The following is a 19952-nucleotide window of genomic DNA, read 5'->3' as shown; positions in this document are numbered from 1 at the left end:
GTCGGTTACTCCTTTTCCTGCTGTTCAGGCTTCAACGTACGAATCAGCCAGATCAGCAAACCGATAATGAAAAATGCGCTTGGGGCCAGCAGGAACAGGCCGTTCGGCAGATACCAGCCGCCGTTCTGTACCGTATCCAGCACCGGAATGCCAAACAGCTTGCCGCTGCCAATAAGTTCGCGCAGGAAACCAACCGTCAACAGGATTACGCCGTAACCCAGGCCGTTGCCGATACCGTCCATAAAGCTCGCCAGCGGCGGCATTTTCATCGCATAGGCTTCAGCACGCCCCATCACGATACAGTTGGTGATAATCAGGCCGACAAACACCGAAAGCTGCTTCGAGGTTTCATAGGCGAAGGCGCGCAGGAGCTGATCGACCACGATCACCAGCGAGGCGATGATCGCCATCTGCACGATGATCCTTACGCTGTTGGGTATGTGGTGGCGGATCATTGAGATAAACATGCTGGAAAAAGCTGTCACCAGCGTTACCGCCAGCGTCATGACCACCGCCGTTTCCAGCTTGGTGGTGACCGCCAGCGCCGAGCACACCCCCAGCACCTGAAGCGTTATCGGGTTATTGGCTAACAGCGGGCCAATCAGCACCTTTTTAACTTCTTTCAGTTCACCCGTATCAGCCATTATTCAGCGCTCCTTCACGTACATTCTTCAGGAAGGGACCAAAGCCCAGTTCACCCATCCAGAAATCAAAGCTGTGCTGCACACCGTTAGAGGTGAGCGTGGCGCCGGAAAGGCCATCAACGGCAAATTCATCGCCGGGACGCGCGCCCCCTTTTACCACCTTCAGCGCAGGCTGGCCGTTGTCGTCGAGCACTTTTTTACCAACAAACTGTGCCCGCCAGTTAGGGTTCTCAACTTCGCCCCCCAGCCCCGGCGTTTCGCCCTGATCGTAATAAGTAATGCCTTTAACCGTACGGCCGTCGGTATCCAGCGCCACAAAGGCGTACATCATTGACCATAAACCGTTGCCATAGATGGGCAACACGATTTTCTGAATGCGTTTTTGCTCGTCACGGACGAGGTAAATCTCCGCGACATTGCTGCGGCGCTTAATGCCTGCCGGATCCTGCGAGGCGTCAAGCGTGGTGCTCATTTGCGGATCTTTTAGCGCCAGCGCCTGGTTGTATTTCGCCGGGTCTTTATCCATTAACTCCCCGGTTTTTAAATCCACCAGCCGTGCGGTAATACGTTCGGCAAACACCGCTGCGACGTCATCCTTCGTCATGCCTTCCTGCATCAGCCCGGCAACGGCCAGGATGTTACGCTGTTTATCCAGCGCACGTTGCTCCTGCTGTAGCGGTTTCAACCCTACGGCAGAACCGGCCACGACAATGGAACAAACCAGACACAGTACCAGCACCACCAGCAGCGTTTTGCTGATGCTGTCGTTATTTTTGATCTCAGCCACGCGCCTTCCTCCGCTTAATGTTGGCGCGCACGACCAGGTAGTCGAACAGCGGCGCAAACAGATTGGCAAACAGAATGGCCAACATCATCCCTTCCGGATAAGCCGGGTTGACCACGCGAATCAGTACACACATCACCCCAATGAGCGCGCCGTAACACCATTTACCTCTGTCGGTAAACGAAGCCGAGACCGGATCGGTGGCCATGAACATCATGCCAAACGCAAAGCCTCCCAGCACAAGGTGCCAGTACCACGGCATGGAGAACATCGGGTTTGTGTCTGAACCAATGAAGTTGAAAAGCGTGGCGGTGAGTACCATCCCGAGCATGACGCCAGCGACAATGCGCCAGGACGCCACGCGGCCAAAGAGGATGATGGCCCCGCCGATCAAAATCATCAGGGTAGACACTTCACCGATGGAGCCTGGAATATTGCCGATAAACGCATCAAACCAGGTGACAGGCTGTCCGGTTGCATTATTGACCAGCGTTTCGCCGCCGCCAGCCGCCCACTGTGAAAGTGGCGTCGCGCCGGAGAATCCGTCTGCTGCCGTCCACACCAGGTCGCCCGAGATTTGCGCCGGATAAGCAAAGAACAGGAACGCGCGTCCTGCCAGCGCCGGGTTGAGGAAGTTGCGTCCGGTCCCGCCGAAGATCTCCTTGGCAATCACCACGCCAAAGCTGATCCCCATCGCCGCCTGCCAGAGCGGCAGCGTTGGCGGAACAATCAGCGCAAACAGAATAGAGGTAACAAAGAAGCCCTCGTTGATCTCATGTTTGCGAATAATGGCGAACAGCACCTCCCAGAAACCGCCCACGATAAAGACAGTCATATAGATGGGGAGGAAGAAGACAGCGCCCAGCGTCATCATGCTGATCCAGCCGGCATCTGCCGCAAAGCTCACCCCCAGCGACTGTGCCAGACGATAGTGCCAGTCAGACTGAATCACCTGCGCCAGCTGCTCTGCATCATACATATGGTGCAGCGCCGGAATAGTTTGCAACCCAACGTTATACATTCCCCAGAACATGGCCGGGAAGACCGCAAACCAAACCAGAATCATCATTCGCTTGAGGTCGATGGCGTCGCGAACGTGCGCCGCGCCTTTCGTTACCAGACCCGGCGTGTAGAAAATGGTCGTTGTCGCTTCATACAGCGGGTAGTACTTTTTGAGCTTCCCTTCGGTAAAGTGCGGCTCAATTTTTTCAAAGAGGTGTTTTAAGCCCATGTTTATCCTTCCTGCTCAATGCGGGTTAACACCTCGCGCAATACGGGTCCATATTCGTATTTACCTGGACACACATAGGTACACAGCGCCAGATCTTCTTCGTCCAGCTCCAGACAGCCCAGCGCCTGGGCACCGTCGGTATCACCGGCCAGGAGATCCCGCAGCAGCACGGTGGGCAGAATATCCAGCGGCATCACGCGTTCGTAGTTGCCAATCGGAACCATGGCGCGCTCACCGCCGTTGGTGCTGGTGGAGAAGTTAAACAGCTTATGACGCAGGAAGTGGCCGAGCGTGGTGCGGGTTACCGAGTATTTTTCTGCGCCAGGCAGTACCCAGCCGAACAGCTCTTTCTCGCGTCCTTCAAGCACAACACTCACCTGAAGATGGAAACGACCCAGCCAGGCCATCGGGCCTGTCGCGTGCCTGCCGCTCAGCACCGAACCGGAAATAATACGGTTTTCACCCTCTTTCGTTTCGCCAGCCAACAGCGCCGTCAGGTCTGCCCCAAGCAGCGTGCGAACCAGACGCGGTTGGGTTGCCTGAGGGCCGCCGATGGCAATAATGCGTTCTGCGCACAGCTCACCCGTGGTGAACAGCTTACCGATAGCGATCACGTCCTGATAATTAAGATGCCAGACCTGTTTCGTCAGGCTTACCGGCTCCAGGAAATGAATATGCGTTCCCACCAGCCCCGCCGGATGCGGGCCGGCAAATTCATTAAAGGCCACCTGCCCTTGCGGATGACCGCCCAGCTTACCGCCGCTGGCCTGGCAGACATGCACTTTGCCCGGCGTCAGGCGTGTTAACACGGTGAGGCCGGCATCGAAAGCTTTTCGTTCCGCCAGGATAAGAGGCTGCGGATCTGCGCTGAGCGGGTTGGTGTCGATGGCCGTAACGAAGATAGCGGCCGGCACAGTGCCTGGCACGGGCGTTTTGCTATAGGGCCGCGTGCGAAGCGCCGTCCACAGTCCCGACTCCAGCAGTTGCGTCTGCACCACGTCGTGGCTGAGGGTGGCGAGATCGGCGGCGTCAAAACGCGCAAATTCGCGTTTCTCATCACCTTCAATTTGAATAACAACCGATTGCAGGACGCGACGCTCACCACGATGGATGGCAACAACGGTGCCGCTGGCTGGGGCTGTAAACATAACGCCAGGATTTTTTTTATCCTCGAAGAGTGCCTGACCTTTTATTACGCGATCGCCTTCCTGTACCAGCATCGCAGGACGCATGCCCACGTAATCATCACCTACAATGGCGACATGATGAATACTGGCGCCGGTGGTAACGTGCTGTTCAGGCACGCCAGAGATTGGCAGATCGAGTCCTTTTCTGATTCTAAACATGTGGTTAGCAGGTATCCATGAACAACAATCCAGAGAGGCCGGAGTGTACCATTTTCGGCCCTGCCAGGGGCAGCAAATCCGCCGTCTGGCGCGCCGAAATGCGAGCTATTGCGCAAAGTTCCTGGAGTCAGGACAATGTGAATGGGTTATAAAGTAAAACTAATTTGTAAACGCAAAGGTTGGCTCTTGCGAAAATCTCCATCGGTGCTAATGTGAGCGCTCCTGTCCAGATTAGTCTGATTTCGGGTGTCTTTTGCCGTTCTGGCAAGTTGGTCATTGTTTTATCAAGGAACCAGTAGTATGCGTAAAATCGCATTGTTCATTGCGATGCTTCTGATACCGTGCATGTCGTTTGCCGGGCTGCTTGGCAGTAATAGTTCAACGACGCCGATCAGTAAAGAGTATAAACAGCAGTTGATGGGATCCCCGGTTTATATTCAAATCTTCAAGGAAGAGCGCACACTCGATCTGTTTGTCAAAATGGGCGAGACGTATCAGCTGCTCGATAGCTACAAAATCTGTAACTATTCTGGCGGGCTGGGGCCGAAACAGCGGCAGGGTGACTTCAAAAGTCCGGAAGGGTTTTACAACGTTCAGCGTAACCAGCTAAAACCGGACAGCCGCTTCTATAAAGCGATTAACATCGGTTTCCCCAATGCCTTCGACCGTGCGCACGGTTACGAAGGGAAATACCTGATGATCCACGGCGCCTGCGTGTCTGTCGGCTGTTATGCGATGACGGATTCCGGCATTGATGAAATCTTCCAGTTTGTCACGGGCGCACTGGTCTTCGGTCAGCCGAATGTTCAGGTCAGCATCTATCCGTTCCGTATGACGGATGCGAACATGGCACGCCATAAGTACTCTGTTTACACAGATTTCTGGAAACAGCTAAAACCGGGCTATGACTACTTCGAGCAGACCCATAAGCCGCCGGTGGTGTCCATCGTCAATGGCCGTTACGTGGTGAGTAAACCGCTCAGCCATGAAGTGGTTCAGCCGCAGCTGGCGTCAAATTACGCGGTCCCCGAGACAAAATAGCGCCCACTCGCCTGGCATGATCTTTTGCCAGGTTTCGTTGCCCGTCAGTGGCTGCGTTGCAATGACAGTGACCACATCGTTCGGTGTGGTCTCCTTCTGAAAATCAATTTCCACATCCTGATCGAGCAGCGTGGCGACGCCAAACGGCGCACGTCGGGTGATCCAGAACAGATTTGTCGAGCAGAACGCCATCACGTAGCGCCCGTCAGACAGCAGCATATTAAAGACGCCCTTCTCGCGTAACTCAGACGCCAGTGACGCTATGTACTTAAAAACGGCGGTCATGTTGCCGGGCGTACGGGGATAGCGCTCTGTCAGCTTGTGCAGCAGCCAGCAAAATGCTTTTTCGCTGTCCGTTTCGCCCACCGGACGGAAGTTGCCCGTTTCCAGTGATTTATAGCCCGAGAGCTGCCCGTTGTGCGCATAGGTCCAGTTACGGCCCCACAGTTCACGGGTAAACGGATGGGTATTTTCCAGCGCCACTTCGCCGCGATTGGCCTGGCGGATATGGGCGATCACCGAACAGGATTTAATAGGATAGTCCTGCACCAGTCTGGCAATGGGGGAGTTAAAGCTGGGCTGTGGATCTTTAAACGTGCGGCATCCTTTGCCTTCGTAGAAGGTAATGCCCCAGCCGTCTTTATGCGGCCCGGTTCCTCCACCGCGCTGAACCAGCCCGGTAAAACTAAAGCAGATATCGGTTGGCACATTGGCGCTCATCCCGAGCAGTTCGCACATAGATCACCTCCACAACAGCGGGGGACACCGGCGCCCCCCAGCGAAGTCTTACTTAACCATCTCTTTTTCGATCAATTGGATCAGGATGTGGATCACTTTGATGTGAATTTCCTGAACGCGATCGGCATAACCGAAGTGTGGAACGCGGATTTCAATGTCCGCTGTACCGTCCATCTTACCGCCATCTTTCCCGGTCAGGGTGATAACTTTCATGCCCTTCTCACGCGCGGCGGCGATCGCTTTGATCACGTTAGCGGAGTTACCGGACGTGGAGATACCGAGAAGCACATCGCCTTCACGGCCTACGGCTTCAACGTAGCGGGAAAAGATGTGGTCGTAACCAAAGTCGTTGCCTACACAGGAGATGTGGCTCACGTCGGAAATCGCAATCGCCGGGTAGCCCGGACGGTTTTCGCGATAGCGTCCGGTCAGCTCCTCGGCGAAGTGCATGGCGTCACAGTGGGAACCGCCGTTACCGCAGGAGAGCACTTTACCGCCGGCTTTGAAGCTGTCGGCAAGCAGGACCGCCGCGCGCTGAATAGCGTGAATATTGGCATCATCTTTCAGAAAGTTCGCCAGCGTTTCCGCCGCTTCGTTCAGTTCGTTACGAATAAGATCCTGGTACATGAGGATAATCCTTCAGTATTGATGAAATAACACAGTGGAGTGTACCGGATAGCAGTAAAAGCGAGAAGCTAAAGCCATGCGAATCGTCCGGCGTTTTGATTTTTTGTGCCGGCTAAAACGCGAACAATGTGAACCAGGTTGTAATTATTTTGTAAACACATTGCTAAAGGAAATGACATCAACTACAACCATATCATCACAAGTGGTCAGACCTCCTACAAGCAAGGGAGCTTTTCTTTATGATGATTTTGAGCATTCTCGCAACCGTTGTACTGCTCGGTGTGTTGTTCTATCACCGTGTCAGTTTATTCCTGAGTAGCCTGATTCTTCTGGCCTGGACGGCTGCACTTGGCGTCGCTGGCCTGTGGAATATCTGGGTTCTTGTTCCCCTGGCCATCATTTTACTACCGTTTAACCTGACGCCGATGCGTAAGTCGATGATCTCTGTGCCGGTGTTCAGGGGATTCCGTAAAGTGATGCCGCCGATGTCGCGTACAGAGAAAGAAGCGATTGACGCCGGTACGACCTGGTGGGAAGGCGATCTGTTCCAGGGCAACCCGGACTGGAAAAAGCTTCACAACTATCCACAGCCGCGTCTGACCGCCGAAGAACAGGCCTTTATTGATGGTCCGGTAGAAGAAGCGTGCCGCATGGCAAACGACTTTGCCATCACTCACGAAATGGCCGACCTGCCGCCTGAGCTGTGGGCATACCTGAAAGAGCATCGCTTCTTCGCGATGATCATTAAGAAAGAGTATGGCGGTCTGGAATTCTCCGCTTACGCTCAGGCTCGCGTGCTGCAAAAACTGGCGGGTGTCTCCGGGATCCTGGCGATTACCGTTGGCGTGCCAAACTCCTTAGGCCCGGGCGAGCTGTTACAGCATTACGGTACAGAAGAGCAGAAAGATCACTACCTGCCGCGTCTGGCGCGTGGCCAGGAAATTCCGTGCTTCGCGCTGACCAGCCCGGAGGCGGGCTCTGATGCCGGCGCGATCCCCGATACCGGCGTGGTTTGCATGGGCGAGTGGCAGGGCCAGCAGGTGCTGGGCATGCGCCTGACCTGGAACAAACGTTATATCACCCTCGCGCCTATCGCCACGGTGCTGGGCCTGGCGTTCAAACTCTCTGACCCGGAAAAACTGCTGGGCGGTGAAGAAGATCTGGGCATTACCTGTGCGCTGATCCCAACCTCGACCCCAGGTGTTGAGATTGGTCGCCGTCACTTCCCGCTGAACGTACCGTTCCAGAACGGTCCTACCCGCGGTCAGGATATCTTTGTCCCGATTGATTACATCATCGGTGGCCCGAAAATGGCCGGTCAGGGCTGGCGTATGCTGGTAGAATGTCTGTCTGTGGGCCGCGGCATTACCCTGCCGTCGAACTCAACCGGCGGTCTGAAATCGGTGGCGATGGGGATTGGGGCTTACGCGCATATCCGCCGTCAGTTCAAAATCTCCATCGGCAAGATGGAAGGTATCGAAGAGCCGCTGGCGCGTATTGCGGGCAATGCCTACGTGATGGACGCCGCAGCCTCGCTGATTACCTACGGAATTATGCTGGGCGAAAAACCCGCCGTGCTGTCGGCAATTGTGAAATACCACTGTACCCACCGTGCACAGCAGTCAATTATTGATGCAATGGATATCGCAGGCGGTAAAGGGATCATGCTCGGTGAAGGCAACTTCCTGGCACGCAGCTATCAGGGCGCTCCGATTGCCATCACCGTTGAAGGGGCAAACATCCTGACCCGCAGCATGATGATCTTCGGTCAGGGCGCCATTCGCTGCCATCCGTACGTGCTGGAAGAGATGGCCGCCGCGCAGAATAACGACGTGGATGCCTTTGACAAGCTGCTGTTCAAACATATCGGTCACGTGGGCAGCAATGAAGTGCGCAGCTTCTGGCTCGGCCTGACGCGCGGCCTCACCAGCGCGACGCCGACCAGCGATGCGACTAAACGTTATTACCAGCACCTGAACCGCCTGAGCGCTAACCTGGCCCTGCTGTCTGACGTCTCGATGGCCGTTCTTGGCGGAAGCCTGAAGCGTCGCGAGCGCATCTCTGCCCGTCTGGGCGACGTGCTGAGCCAGATCTTCCTGGCCTCTGCGGTTCTAAAACGCTACGACGACGAAGGCCGTCAGGAAGCGGATCTGCCGCTGGTGCACTGGGGTGTACAGGATGCGCTGTATCAGGCAGAACAGGCTATTGACGACCTGCTGGCGAACTTCCCGAACCGCTTTGTGGCAGGTGCCCTGCGCGTGGCGATCTTCCCGACCGGTCGTCATTACCTGGCGCCGTCTGACAAGCTGGATCATAAAGTGGCGAAGATCCTTCAGGTTCCGAGCGCAACCCGCTCCCGTATTGGCCGCGGCCAGTATCTGGCCCCTACCCCGCATAACCCTGTCGGCCTGCTGGAAGAGGCGCTGCTGGACGTGATGGCCGCCGACCCGATTCACCAGAAGATCTGCAAACAGCTGGGTAAAAACCTGCCGTTCACCCGCCTGGACGAGCTGGCAAAACAGGCCCTGGCGGGCGGCATCATCGACAACAGCGAAGCCGCACTCCTGGTGAAAGCCGAAGAGAGCCGTCTGCGCAGTATTAACGTGGATGATTTCGAACCGGAAGAGCTGGCGACACAGCCGGTAAAGCTGCCGGAGAAGCACCGCAAACCTGAAGCCGCATAAGACGTTTAGCGTCCATCAACCCCGCTCCGTGCGGGGTTTTTTAATGCCACATTTTCTCGTAATGACGTGCTACAGTGTCAAAAAGCGATCTTTTAAGGAGTCGGTATCGTGCCTGGTTTGAAGATTTCTGTTTTGCAGCAGCCTTTAGTTTGGATGGACGGTCCAGCCAACCTTCGCCATTTCGATCGCCAGCTCGAAGAGATTAACGGTCGCGATGTGATTGTCCTGCCGGAGATGTTCACCACGGGTTTTGCGATGGAGGCTGCAAAACAGTCGATGCCGCAGGACGAGGTTGTGGCCTGGATGCACGCCAAAGCGCAGGAGACAAACGCGCTGATTGCCGGTAGCGTCGCCCTCCAGACCGAACGCGGGCCGGTTAACCGCTTCCTGCTGGTCGAGCCAGAGGGAAAGGTGCATTTCTACGATAAGCGCCACCTGTTCCGCATGGCGGATGAACATCAACATTATGAAGCCGGAAGCGAACGCGTGGTATTTGAATGGCGTGGCTGGCGTATTCTGCCGCTGGTCTGCTATGACCTGCGCTTCCCGGTGTGGTCGCGCAACCGCAACGATTATGACCTGGCGTTGTACGTCGCCAACTGGCCCGCCCCACGCTCCCTGCACTGGCAGGCTTTACTGACCGCGCGCGCGATTGAAAATCAGGCTTATGTCGTTGGCTGTAACCGCGTAGGAACGGACGGCAACGGGCATCACTATCGCGGTGACAGCCGGGTGATCAGTCCGCAGGGTGAGATTATTGCCACCGCCGAGCCGCATCAGGCAACACGAATTGACGCTGAGATCTCGTTAACGGCGTTAAAGGAGTATCGGGAGAAGTTTCCGGCCTGGCAGGATGCAGATCAGTTTACGATCGGATAAACGCAACCCGCGATGTACCCTGGCTTATCGCCTTGCGTAACATCAGGGAAAAGCAGAAATGAAAAAGGCCCACGTTATAAATAACGTGGGCCTGAATAGTGGCGGAACGGACGGGACTCGAACCCGCGACCCCCTGCGTGACAGGCAGGTATTCTAACCGACTGAACTACCGCTCCACTGTTCCCGTTTGGGGAACGAGGCGAATATTACGGTTTGCCTCTGAACTCGTCAACGCTTTTTCTCAGGTTTTGAATCGTTTGCTGCAAAATTCACCCAAACGGTGATTTAACAAACGTTTCGGCACATTTTCACGTGCGCCACAAACAGCTTCCGCCCTTCTTCTGCACTAAATCGAGACGAGATTCATGGTTCATCAGTTCTTCATCACTGGCTAAAACAACCCGCAGGCGATTCGCCTGACGCACAATGCGCTGAATTCCCCCTTCATCCCGCGTCTGCTGGGATTCATTTTCCATACTGAATTTCATCGACGTTTGCCCGCCGGTCATGGTCAGGTAGACATCGGCCAGGATCTGGGCATCGAGCAACGCGCCGTGCAGCGTTCGCTTGGTGTTGTCTATCTCATAGCGAGAGCACAGGGCATCAAGGCTGTTACGCTTGCCGGGGAACATCTTCCTTGCCAGCGCCAGGCTATCCGTGACTTTACAGAACGTATTCGTCTTCGGAATATCACGGTTGAGCTTGCTGAACTCATAGTCCATAAAGCCGATATCGAACGACGCGTTATGAATGACAAGTTCCGCACCTCTGATGTAGTCGAGAAATTCATCTGCGACGTCGGCAAAGGTGGGCTTATCCAGCAAAAACTCGTCGGCAATTCCGTGAACGCCGAACGCTTCCGGGTCCACCAGCCGATCGGGTTTGAGGTAAACGTGGAAGTTGTTGCCCGTAAGGCGACGGTTCACCACTTCAACGGCACCAATCTCAATGATTTTATGCCCTTCGTAGTGGGCGCCAATCTGGTTCATACCGGTGGTTTCGGTATCGAGAACAATCTGGCGAGTAATTGCAGTGCTCATAGCGGTCATTTATGTCAGACTTATCGTTTTACTGAACGTTTCAAATACAGGAAGTCTACCAGAGATGCGTAAACAGGTAGAAATTTTCACCGATGGATCTTGTCTCGGTAACCCAGGGCCCGGCGGCTATGGTGCCATTATGCGCTATCGCCAGCATGAAAAAACCTTTAGTGAAGGCTATTTCCTGACCACCAACAACCGCATGGAGTTGATGGCGGCCATCGTGGCGCTGGAAGCGTTAAAAGAACATTGCGACGTGGTGCTGAGTACCGACAGCCAGTATGTCCGCCAGGGCATTACCCAATGGATCCACAACTGGAAAAAACGCGGCTGGAAAACGGCAGAGAAAAAACCGGTCAAGAATGTCGATCTCTGGAAGCGTCTTGATGCCGCCCTCGGTCAGCACGAAATCAAATGGGAGTGGGTAAAGGGGCACGCCGGTCATCCTGAAAACGAACGCTGTGACGAGCTGGCTCGCGCGGCGGCATCCAACCCAACCCATGAGGATGCAGGTTATCAACCTGAATCCTGATCACGGTTTTTTGTACTGCCGCGTGGCCCCCACGGTCTGGCGGATCCGCGTTTTTGATTTGCTTTGCTTCATTGGGTTGAGCGTAAGGGGGATCGTCCTCTTACGCGCGACAATAAATTGCATGCAGCCCAGCGCGGGTAAATGGGTGCTTAATAAAACCCCGCCTTTACGCGTCCAGGGGATGACCTGAAAACCCCCATAGCTCAGCACTTCGAAATTTAACAGTGAAAGCCAGTCCAGCTGGCGCATCATGGTAAACATCCTGCTGTTATAGGGCGGCGTGCGGCGCAGAACGGGCGTCAGTTTACGTAGCCCCATCAGACTCAGCGGATTAAAACCGCTCAGGATCAGCCAGCCGTCATCAATCAAAACGCGGTCGGCTTCCCGCAGCAGACGATGGGGATCGCTGCACCAGGGCAGCGTATGGGCGAGCAGACAGGCATCAATGGATTTTTCCGCAAACGGCAAATGCAGCGGATCCGCTTTCACCTGAACCGGGGAGCCATTAAGCGATACGCTAACCTGATGCGAGATAGCGCAGCTTTCGGTATTGATTTCTGCGCTCAGATTGCCAATCTTAAGCAGGTGAAAACCATACATTTTCGCGAGCCAGGGTTTAAGCTGAAGTTCTAAGGCCTCGCGATAATATTCACCCCAGGGCAACTCTGCCCAACGTTCCGGTGGTGCGACAGTCTGAGGTATCCTTGCCGGTTTCATCAAAACACCCGCCACGCTATAAGAGGTAATGCATGAATCTTATCAGTATTTCCGCCTTTCAGGACAATTACATCTGGGTTTTAGTCGACGACGATCGCAGATGCATCATTGTTGATCCAGGCGAATCCGCACCGATCCTGCACGCGATAAAAGAAAACGGCTGGCAGCCTGAAGCGATCCTACTTACCCATCACCATCACGATCATGTCGGCGGTGTTCCCGATCTCCTTGCGCGCTATCCTCATCTTCCCGTCTACGGACCGGCAGAGACACAGGATAAGGGTACGACGCAAGTTGTCGAAGAAGGCGAAAGTATCCTCATCCTCGGGTGGGAGTTTTCCGTATTTGCTACGCCAGGTCACACTTCCGGTCATCTCTGTTTCTACAGCAAACCTTATCTTTTTTGTGGCGACACGCTGTTTTCTGGCGGCTGTGGAAGGCTGTTTGAAGGCACGCCAGAACAGATGTATCAATCTTTACAAAAAATTAATGCGCTTCCAGCCGACACCGTAATTTGTTGCGCACATGAGTATACATTAGGGAATATGAAGTTTGCTGCAAGCGTGCTGCCTGAGGATCGGGCGATTCAGGATTATTACCTGAAAGTGAAGGAGTTACGTGCAAAAAACCAAAAAACACTCCCCGTAATTCTGAAAAATGAACGACAAATTAATTTATTTTTAAGAACTGATGATGTTGATTTAATTAATAAAATTAATCAAGAAACAAATTTGCTACAACCTGAAGCGCGATTTGCATGGTTAAGGTCAAAGAAAGATAACTTCAGATAATTGCGGGTTGCCTTTTCAAAATTTCGCCGTTATCATCGCTCGTCTTTTAAGCAACTATTGACACACACATGAAGGCAAAAGCGATATTACTCGCCTCTGTCCTGCTTGTAGGTTGCCAGTCACAAAACGGCAGCAACGTACAACAGCACGCACAGAGCCTTTCTGCGGCTGGTCAAGGGGAAGCAGGGAAGTTTACGAGTCAGGCGCGATGGTTGGACGATGGGACATCCTTCGCGCAGGAACAAGACTTGTGGGCCTCTATTGGCGACGAGCTAAAGATGGGAATTCCGGAAAACAGCCGGATTCGCGAACAGAAACAGAAGTATTTGAGAAATAAGAGCTATCTCCACGATGTAACATTACGGGCAGAGCCGTATATGTACTGGATAGCCGGGCAAGTTAAGAAACGTAACATGCCTATGGAACTGGTACTACTACCCATAGTGGAGAGCGCTTTTGACCCGCACGCGACGTCTGGCGCCAATGCAGCAGGCATCTGGCAGATCATTCCGAGCACAGGGCGAAATTATGGTTTAAAGCAGACCCGCAACTACGATGCGCGTCGTGATGTTGTCGCTTCAACGACAGCCGCTCTCGACATGATGCAACGTCTGAACAAGATGTTTGACGGCGACTGGTTATTGACTGTCGCGGCGTATAACAGTGGTGAAGGTCGTGTACTGAAGGCAATGAAAGCGAATAAAGCGCGTGGAAAATCCACAGACTTCTGGTCGCTCTCACTGCCACAGGAAACAAAGATTTACGTACCGAAAATGCTGGCACTGAGTGACATTCTCAAGAACAGCAAACGTTACGGTGTACAACTGCCAACACCAGACGAAAGTCGTGCACTGGCGCGTGTCCGCCTCAGCAGCCCGGTTGATATTCAACAGGTTGCCGATATGACGGGTATGTCGGTAAGTAAGCTTAAAACCTTTAATGCAGGTGTTAAAGGCTCCACGCTGGGTGCTAGCGGCCCACGCTATGTGATGGTTCCGCAGAAACATGCGGAACAGTTACGAGAGTCTTTAGCTTCGGGTGAAATCGCAGCCGTTCAGTCCACGCTGATCGCTGATACGTCGCCTGTAAGCAGCCGCAGCTATAAGGTGCGTTCAGGTGATACGCTTTCAGGTATTGCATCACGTCTTGGCGTGAATGCGAAAGATCTCCAGCAGTGGAATAATCTGCGCGGATCTGGTCTGAAAGTGGGTCAAACGCTGAACGTAGGTGCAGGTAGCAGCGCACAGCGTCTCGCTAAAAACAGCGATAGCATTACCTATCGCGTACGTAAAGGCGACTCGCTGTCCAGTATTGCTAAGCGTCACGGCGTAAACATCAAAGATGTGATGCGCTGGAACAACGATACTGACAACCTGCAACCTGGCGACCAGCTGACGTTGTTTGTGAAAAACAGCGCTACGCCAGATTCCTGATAGTACGTTCGCTTGTTAAAAAGGCACCGATTCCCCTCGGTGCCTTTTTTGTTTATCCTGCTTTTTGCGCTTCAGCCATAATGGTGTCGCTAGTAAACGAACCATCGTCATGCAGCTCAAAGTACGCCTTCACATCAGCAGAGGCGCTCTCCTGGTACAATCGGATCGCCTGAGTTAATGCCTCGGGGGTGCGCATCCGCGCAATCCATGACGCAAACTCCAGCGGCAAACGGTCGGTTATCAATGAGCGTGAAATCAAGCCGGCTTCGGTGATAAACGTAAGCCACTCTCCACTGGAGTAGTTTTGCACGTGCGAGGTATCACGCAGCGCTTCAACCGTCTGGAGCCAGATATTTCGTACCGGATGTCCGGGAGACATCACGTCCATGATGATGAAGATTCCGCCCGGTTTGAGTACGCGTTTCACTTCCCGTAATGCCTGCCCCACATCATGCCAGTGGTGTGCAGAGTAACGGCTAATCACAACCTCAAACGATGCATCCTCAAAGGGTAATGATTCAGCGTAGCCCTGGCGCGTCGTGACGTTATTCAGTCCTTTCGCTTTCGCCGCTTCAGCGACCACATCGAGCATCTGGCTCGATAAGTCATACGCCGTCACCTGAGCAACCTGCTCTGCGGCGGTAAAACTGGCATGCCCTGCCCCGCAGCCTAAGTCCAGCACGTGCGCGTCAGGAAACGCGGCGAGCCGCTCGCCGAGACGCACCAGGTCGCGGCCAGAGGCGTGCACGGCGCTGCTCAGGTAGGCACTTGCCTGCGAACCAAACTGTTTTTCGACGTTGTCATGATGGGAGTGTGTTGTTGTCATGTTGCTGTCCTTTTATGGGTTAAAAAATAAAGGGCAGCACCCGCACAGGCCTGCCCCACGGCAGACCTGACGCACCATTATTTATCAGGTTTGCCGGGACTGAATTCAACTAGTAGAGGATTATGATCGGAGGCGCGCGTCACCAGAACGGAGGCGTCGTGCACGCTTAAACCCCGATAGAAGACAAAATCAAGAGGACGGCCAAACGCTTTCTTGCGCTGGTCATCGTTAAAACGAACTTCACGCAGCGACATTTCACGCGCGAAGCGGTACAACGCGTTCATACGCGGACGGCTCCAGGCATTGAAGTCCCCTGCCATAATGATCGGCCCACTGTGATGAGCAATCTGATCGCCAATGGGAAGTAACTGCTTACTGTACACATCAACACCGAGGCTGAAGTTCACCGCATGAATGTTTACCACCATCAGCAGACGGGTGTCGGGCAACGGATAGACTGTGACCAGCGCCGATTTTGCCAGACGCAGGATCGGCTCACGTTCACGCAGCGGGCAGCAATAGACCGGATGTGCGGCTGAAAGGGTCATCACCCCAGAAGGATGCTGTGGCAGAACAAAGGCAGGCACCTGATCGGCTGCAAGATAGTTTGTCGTTGCAAACCTGACCAGCTCAGGCGTGGTTTGCGCCTCCTGTAACAGAACCAGATGCGCATCTTTACCAAAATTTTGAAGTACGGATAACCACTCCGCACGCTGTTGTTTAAAGATGTTCCACACCAGTACGCGAATTTTTTCGTCACTGCTTAATGGCGTACCCGCTGGTAATGCCTGACCCAGGCTCGCAAACGACCCCGGAGGCAAGATCCTCTCCGCGGGCATTCCGGCAACATAACGCATGGCATAGGTATTTTTTCGCACTTTTGGAAACGGCCTCTGTAACATGAACCAGCCCGGAAAACGGACTGGTTCTAATGTTATAGGGATTTTAGGTCACACTTTCAACGCAATTACTGAGAAACCGCTTTCCAGTTTTGTAAGCAAGCACTTACTGATACTTACCCAAGCGCGACACGAGCGGGTTTATCAAGCCGTCCACTCAGACCAATAAGGAGGAAAGCGACAAGCACAATTACCGCACCAATCCATGGCGTTTGGGTTAATCCAACGTGTTCAACCGTCTGCCCGCCGATAACCGATCCGAGTGCGATGCCGATATTGAATGCGGCGATATTCAGGCCGGATGCGACATCCACCGCATTGGGCGTATAGCGTTCGGCTTTCTGTACAACATAGACCTGCAATCCCGGTACGTTACCAAACGCGAATATTCCCATAACCAACACGGTTACCAGCGCGGCGTATTGTATCGACGCGGTGAACTGGAAAATCATCAGCAGGACAACCAGCGCGGCGAAAATGAATTTCAGCGCCGGTACCGCACCATGCTTATCCGCAAGTTTGCCGCCCCAGATATTGCCGATTGCGACGGAGATACCGTAGCCCAGTAAAATCCAGCTCACTGCGCCCGGAGAAAAACCAGCCAGTTCCTGCATCATCGGTGCAAGGAAAGTGAACGCAGTGAACACACCTCCATAACCCAGAGCCGTAACGGCATAGATCAGCAGCAGGCGCGGGTGTGTGAGAACCTTAACCTGATCGCTCAGGCTGGCGCTCGCGCGCCCCGGAATACTGGAGGGTACCAGCAGCAGGCTGGCTACCAGAGCAATCACGCCCAACAGCGATACCGCGAGGAAGGTTTCTCGCCAGCCAAAATGTTGCCCAATAAACGTTCCTAACGGCACGCCGGTGACCAGCGCAACGGTTAAGCCGCCAAACATAATCGCAATGGCTGACGCCGCTTTCTCTTTTGGCACCAGGCTGGTTGCAATCGTGGAACCGATGGAGAAGAAGACACCGTGCGCGAGGCCAGTCAGCAAACGGGCGATGACCAGAGTGGTGTAGTCCGGAGCCTGCCACGCCAGAATATTGCCGGCGGTGAAGAGCACCATCAGGGCAACTAACAGTTTTTTACGCGCAAAGCGCCCAGTCAATGCGGTCAGCACAGGCGCCCCAACAGCGACGCCTAACGCGTAAATAGATACCAGCAGCCCGGCAGAAGGCAGCGAAATGGCGAGTTGTTCAGCAATGGTGGGAACAAGTCCTACAATAACAAATTCGGTCGTGCCAATTGCGAAGGCACTGATCGTCAGGGCAAGAAGCGCCAGTGGCATAAATACTCCGTCTCTTCAGGATTAAGATGACAGGCAGTATGCGCCAGTGTTTAAATAACAAAAATGGTTAGAATCTCAATAGAATTTTGCGGATGATGCAATAATGAAAGCCACATCGGAAGAACTGACTATCTTTGTTGCCGTTGTTGAAAGCGGCAGCTTCAGCCGTGCGGCCGAACAGCTCGGGCAGGCGAACTCCGCCATTAGCCGCTCGGTGAAAAAGCTGGAGATGAAGCTCGGAGTGAGTCTGCTTAATAGGACAACGCGGCAGCTCAGCCTGACGGAAGAAGGTGAACGTTATTTTCGACGCGTGCAGTCCGTTTTGCAGGAGATGGCGGCGGCAGAAACGGAAATAATGGAATCGCGCAGCACCCCGCGCGGATTGCTGCGCATCGATGCGGCTACGCCGGTCGTGCTTCATTTTTTGATGCCGCTGATTAAGCCCTTTCGTGAGCGCTACCCGGAGATGACCCTGTCTCTGGTCTCCTCGGAAACGTTTATCAATCTTATTGAGCGTAAAGTGGATGTGGCGATCCGCGCCGGAACCCTGACGGATTCAAGCTTACGCGCTCGCCCTCTGTTCACCAGCTATCGCAAAATTATCGCGTCACCGCAATATATTGCAGAGCATGGCAAACCGGAGACCGTTGAGGAGCTGAAGCAGCACCTGTGCCTGGGCTTTACGGAACCTGTCTCGCTGAACACCTGGCCCGTAGCCTGTCATGACGGACAACTTCATGAGATCACCTGCGGACTTTCGTCTAATAGCGGAGAAACGCTGAAACAGCTTTGTCTTGAAGGAAATGGGATCGCCTGTTTATCAGACTATATGATTGATAAGGAAATAGCTGCGGGTCAGCTTGTAGAACTGATGGCTGACAAACGCTTACCTGTAGAGATGCCTTTTAGCGCAGTGTATTACAGTGACAGAGCGGTAAGTACGCGCATACGCGCTTTTATCGACTTCCTTAGCGAACATATAAAAACAGCTCCCGGAGGAGCTGTGTGAGGGTTTAAAGGTACAGAGGGAGGGTTTTTATTAATCCCAGTCTGGTGCTAACCCTTCCGGGCTGACAAGACGATCGTTGCATTCCAGTGCAGCGATCGCGTTTTTATCTTCATCATCAAGCTGGAGATCCCGCGCTAACAGGTTACTTGCCAGGTTTTCACGTTTGGTTGAAGACGGGATCACGGCATAGCCCTCACCCATCGCCCATGCCAGGATCACCTGTGCGGCTGTCGCATTGTGTTTCTCAGCGATGCGCGCAATCACTTCATCTTTCAGCGCCTTACCATATGCCAGCGTCATGTACGAGGTGATGTGAATACTATGCTGTTTCGCCCAGTCCACGACTTTGCGGTTTTGCAGGTAAGGAGAGAGTTCAATCTGGTTAGTAGCAATATTCTCTTTACCCACTGCGGCGATGGCCCTTTCCATCAACGGGATGGTGAAGTTAGAGATGCCAATTTCACGCGTTAAGCCTTGCTCTTTTGCTTCCAGCAGCGCCTGCATAAACTCTTCCACAGAGACGGCATCATCAGGAGATGGCCAGTGGATCAGCGTCAGATCAACATAGTCAGTACGCAGCTTTTTCAGACTTTCCTTCAGGCTTGGGATCAGCTTGTCTTTGCTGAGATTCTCAATCCAGATTTTAGTGGTGACGAAAAGTTCGTCGCGCGGTACGCCACTCTCTTCGATGGCCTGGCCTACGGCAGCTTCGTTATCATAAATCTGCGCCGTATCAATAGCACGATAGCCCAACTCGAGTGCGGTTTTAACAGATGCAATAACAACATCGTCTTTCAGGCGAAAAGTGCCCAGACCCAGTGCAGGGATAGTCATATGATTCCTCAATCGTTATGTTCGTAAACTGAGGAAGATTATCGCTGTAGTTGTTATGACGAAAAAGATCGTAAAAAGCAGAGGATTTTTGCTAATTTCGCAACAATCAAACGACAGATAAGAAAAAAGCCCTGAGCTAACGCTCAGGGCTTTTAATAAGTGGCGGAACGGACGGGACTCGAACCCGCGACCCCCTGCGTGACAGGCAGGTATTCTAACCGACTGAACTACCGCTCCACCGAATACTTCTGTAACCACCGGATTCATGCACCGGCTTACTACTTAATTTGATGCCTGGCAGTTCCCTACTCTCACATGGGGAGACCCCACACTACCATCGGCGCTACGGCGTTTCACTTCTGAGTTCGGCATGGGGTCAGGTGGGACCACCGCGCTACAGCCGCCAGGCAAATTCTTGTGCTCTGTCCTGTGTCTTTCGCACTGATACTGCGTTGGCTGCTCTCGTAAAGTCAGTCACATACCTCAGTATGCTCCTTCCTTTCCTTCGTTTGCCGCCTTGTCTCAGCGCAAAATCCTTCGGACTCTGAATCTAAGCTGAAAATTTCGTCTCTTCGCCAAAACATCTTCGGCGTTGTAAGGTTAAG

The 19952-nt window shown here is 53.6% G+C and carries 19 protein-coding genes, 2 tRNA genes and 1 rRNA gene; 7 read left to right on the top strand and 15 right to left on the bottom strand.

The annotated features are described in order from the left end of the window. Positions 1–5 precede the first annotated feature (5 nt). The 4 genes from DD597_RS15985 to DD597_RS15970 are packed head-to-tail and all read right to left on the bottom strand — an operon-like array spanning position 6 to position 4005. Positions 6–644, bottom strand: a complete 639-nt coding sequence (locus tag DD597_RS15985) for an NADH:ubiquinone reductase (Na(+)-transporting) subunit D (protein WP_003863219.1) — start codon at positions 642–644, stop codon at positions 6–8. Beyond that, positions 637–1431, bottom strand: a complete 795-nt coding sequence (locus DD597_RS15980; protein WP_003863221.1) for a Na(+)-translocating NADH-quinone reductase subunit C — start codon at positions 1429–1431, stop codon at positions 637–639. The genes DD597_RS15985 and DD597_RS15980 overlap by 8 nt, the downstream gene beginning before the upstream one ends. Next, the gene (locus tag DD597_RS15975) at positions 1424–2659 is read right to left on the bottom strand and encodes an NADH:ubiquinone reductase (Na(+)-transporting) subunit B (protein ID WP_022647143.1); all 1236 of its coding nucleotides are present in this window, start codon (positions 2657–2659) and stop codon (positions 1424–1426) included. The genes DD597_RS15980 and DD597_RS15975 overlap by 8 nt, the downstream gene beginning before the upstream one ends. Before the next feature lie 2 nt (positions 2660–2661). Then, positions 2662–4005, bottom strand: a complete 1344-nt coding sequence (locus tag DD597_RS15970; protein WP_032608602.1) for a Na(+)-translocating NADH-quinone reductase subunit A — start codon at positions 4003–4005, stop codon at positions 2662–2664. 300 nt (positions 4006–4305) lie between these two features. Between DD597_RS15970 and dpaA the strand changes: the two genes are divergently transcribed. Then, a complete protein-coding gene (gene dpaA / locus DD597_RS15965; RefSeq protein WP_023315473.1) occupies positions 4306–5046 on the top strand; it encodes a peptidoglycan meso-diaminopimelic acid protein amidase in 741 nt (246 codons plus the stop codon). On the opposite strand, the gene DD597_RS15960 is transcribed toward dpaA, so the two are convergent. Then, positions 5017–5784, bottom strand: coding sequence for a class II glutamine amidotransferase (locus tag DD597_RS15960; protein WP_017383120.1), 768 nt, complete (start codon positions 5782–5784; stop codon positions 5017–5019). The genes dpaA and DD597_RS15960 overlap by 30 nt on opposite strands. Positions 5785–5832: 48 nt before the next feature. Beyond that, positions 5833–6411 (bottom strand): D-sedoheptulose 7-phosphate isomerase, encoded by a 579-nt coding sequence (gene lpcA / locus DD597_RS15955; protein ID WP_003863232.1) that lies wholly within the window; start codon positions 6409–6411, stop codon positions 5833–5835. Positions 6412–6650: 239 nt separating this feature from the next. On the opposite strand from lpcA, the gene fadE reads away from it, so the two are divergent. Both fadE and DD597_RS15945 read left to right on the top strand, forming a co-directional pair. Continuing rightward, a complete protein-coding gene (gene fadE, locus DD597_RS15950; protein WP_063855849.1) occupies positions 6651–9095 on the top strand; it encodes an acyl-CoA dehydrogenase FadE in 2445 nt (814 codons plus the stop codon). Between the two features lie 108 nt (positions 9096–9203). Then, the gene (locus DD597_RS15945; protein WP_129256398.1) at positions 9204–9974 is read left to right on the top strand and encodes an amidohydrolase; all 771 of its coding nucleotides are present in this window, start codon (positions 9204–9206) and stop codon (positions 9972–9974) included. Positions 9975–10073: 99 nt separating this feature from the next. Here DD597_RS15945 and DD597_RS15940 read toward each other — a convergent pair. After that, positions 10074–10150 (bottom strand) — tRNA-Asp (locus tag DD597_RS15940). A 132-nt stretch (positions 10151–10282) separates the two neighbouring features. Further along, positions 10283–11014 carry a DNA polymerase III subunit epsilon gene (dnaQ, locus tag DD597_RS15935; RefSeq protein ID WP_003863237.1) on the bottom strand — a complete coding sequence of 244 codons (732 nt, stop codon included), beginning with the start codon at positions 11012–11014 and terminating at the stop codon, positions 10283–10285. Between dnaQ and rnhA the strand changes: the two genes are divergently transcribed. After that, positions 10968–11546 (top strand): ribonuclease HI, encoded by a 579-nt coding sequence (gene rnhA / locus DD597_RS15930; RefSeq protein WP_160840538.1) that lies wholly within the window; start codon positions 10968–10970, stop codon positions 11544–11546. The two genes, dnaQ and rnhA, sit on opposite strands and share 47 nt — an antisense overlap. Here rnhA and DD597_RS15925 read toward each other — a convergent pair whose 3' ends face one another. Further along, a complete protein-coding gene (locus DD597_RS15925; protein WP_017383714.1) occupies positions 11547–12263 on the bottom strand; it encodes a class I SAM-dependent methyltransferase in 717 nt (238 codons plus the stop codon). Positions 12264–12295: 32 nt separating this feature from the next. Here DD597_RS15925 and gloB point away from each other — a divergent pair, with 32 nt between their 5' ends. Beyond that, entirely contained in the window at positions 12296–13054 is a 759-nt protein-coding gene (gloB, locus tag DD597_RS15920; RefSeq protein WP_022650425.1) for a hydroxyacylglutathione hydrolase, read from the top strand. Positions 13055–13122: 68 nt separating this feature from the next. After that, complete coding sequence (gene mltD / locus DD597_RS15915; protein WP_022650424.1) at positions 13123–14487, top strand: murein transglycosylase D; 1365 nt, start codon at positions 13123–13125, stop codon at positions 14485–14487. Positions 14488–14539: 52 nt separating this feature from the next. On the opposite strand, the gene DD597_RS15910 is transcribed toward mltD, so the two are convergent. The 3 genes from DD597_RS15910 to DD597_RS15900 form a co-directional block, all read right to left on the bottom strand. Beyond that, positions 14540–15313 carry a class I SAM-dependent methyltransferase gene (locus DD597_RS15910; RefSeq protein WP_003863245.1) on the bottom strand — a complete coding sequence of 258 codons (774 nt, stop codon included), beginning with the start codon at positions 15311–15313 and terminating at the stop codon, positions 14540–14542. A gap of 77 nt (positions 15314–15390) precedes the next feature. Next, positions 15391–16191 (bottom strand): endonuclease/exonuclease/phosphatase family protein, encoded by an 801-nt coding sequence (locus tag DD597_RS15905; protein ID WP_003863247.1) that lies wholly within the window; start codon positions 16189–16191, stop codon positions 15391–15393. A gap of 137 nt (positions 16192–16328) precedes the next feature. Further along, a complete protein-coding gene (locus DD597_RS15900) occupies positions 16329–17504 on the bottom strand; it encodes an MFS transporter (protein ID WP_003863248.1) in 1176 nt (391 codons plus the stop codon). 103 nt (positions 17505–17607) lie between these two features. On the opposite strand from DD597_RS15900, the gene yafC reads away from it, so the two are divergent. Then, on the top strand, positions 17608–18513 hold the full coding sequence (gene yafC / locus DD597_RS15895; protein WP_015571393.1) for a DNA-binding transcriptional regulator YafC: 906 nt from the start codon (positions 17608–17610) through the stop codon (positions 18511–18513). Positions 18514–18543: 30 nt separating this feature from the next. Here the strand turns inward: yafC and dkgB are convergent, their stop codons facing one another. The 3 genes from dkgB to rrf form a co-directional block, all read right to left on the bottom strand. Next, positions 18544–19347: a 2,5-didehydrogluconate reductase DkgB gene (dkgB, locus tag DD597_RS15890; RefSeq protein ID WP_023315437.1), complete on the bottom strand. Its 804-nt coding sequence runs from the start codon at positions 19345–19347 to the stop codon at positions 18544–18546. A 160-nt stretch (positions 19348–19507) separates the two neighbouring features. Continuing rightward, a tRNA-Asp gene (locus DD597_RS15885) sits at positions 19508–19584 on the bottom strand. Positions 19585–19639: 55 nt separating this feature from the next. Next, positions 19640–19755 (bottom strand): 5S ribosomal RNA (gene rrf, locus DD597_RS15880). Positions 19756–19952 lie beyond the last annotated feature (197 nt).

Origin of the sequence: Enterobacter cloacae complex sp. 677-3DZ2D5B (assembly GCF_004136695.1) — a bacterium.
GTDB lineage: Bacteria > Pseudomonadota > Gammaproteobacteria > Enterobacterales > Enterobacteriaceae > Enterobacter > Enterobacter hormaechei_C.
Note: the sequence above shows the minus strand (reverse complement) of the source record. Positions and strands in the feature narration are given on the sequence as shown.

Coding starts and splice junctions, on each gene's coding strand:
- DD597_RS15985 (WP_003863219.1), bottom strand. CDS start 644: ATGGCTGATACGGGTGAACTGAAAGAAGTTAAAAAGGTGCTGATTGGC.
- DD597_RS15975 (WP_022647143.1), bottom strand. CDS start 2,659: ATGGGCTTAAAACACCTCTTTGAAAAAATTGAGCCGCACTTTACCGAA.
- DD597_RS15970 (WP_032608602.1), bottom strand. CDS start 4,005: ATGTTTAGAATCAGAAAAGGACTCGATCTGCCAATCTCTGGCGTGCCT.
- dpaA (WP_023315473.1), top strand. CDS start 4,306: ATGCGTAAAATCGCATTGTTCATTGCGATGCTTCTGATACCGTGCATG.
- DD597_RS15960 (WP_017383120.1), bottom strand. CDS start 5,784: ATGTGCGAACTGCTCGGGATGAGCGCCAATGTGCCAACCGATATCTGC.
- lpcA (WP_003863232.1), bottom strand. CDS start 6,411: ATGTACCAGGATCTTATTCGTAACGAACTGAACGAAGCGGCGGAAACG.
- fadE (WP_063855849.1), top strand. CDS start 6,651: ATGATGATTTTGAGCATTCTCGCAACCGTTGTACTGCTCGGTGTGTTG.
- dnaQ (WP_003863237.1), bottom strand. CDS start 11,014: ATGAGCACTGCAATTACTCGCCAGATTGTTCTCGATACCGAAACCACC.
- DD597_RS15925 (WP_017383714.1), bottom strand. CDS start 12,263: ATGAAACCGGCAAGGATACCTCAGACTGTCGCACCACCGGAACGTTGG.
- gloB (WP_022650425.1), top strand. CDS start 12,296: ATGAATCTTATCAGTATTTCCGCCTTTCAGGACAATTACATCTGGGTT.
- mltD (WP_022650424.1), top strand. CDS start 13,123: ATGAAGGCAAAAGCGATATTACTCGCCTCTGTCCTGCTTGTAGGTTGC.
- DD597_RS15910 (WP_003863245.1), bottom strand. CDS start 15,313: ATGACAACAACACACTCCCATCATGACAACGTCGAAAAACAGTTTGGT.
- DD597_RS15900 (WP_003863248.1), bottom strand. CDS start 17,504: ATGCCACTGGCGCTTCTTGCCCTGACGATCAGTGCCTTCGCAATTGGC.
- yafC (WP_015571393.1), top strand. CDS start 17,608: ATGAAAGCCACATCGGAAGAACTGACTATCTTTGTTGCCGTTGTTGAA.
- dkgB (WP_023315437.1), bottom strand. CDS start 19,347: ATGACTATCCCTGCACTGGGTCTGGGCACTTTTCGCCTGAAAGACGAT.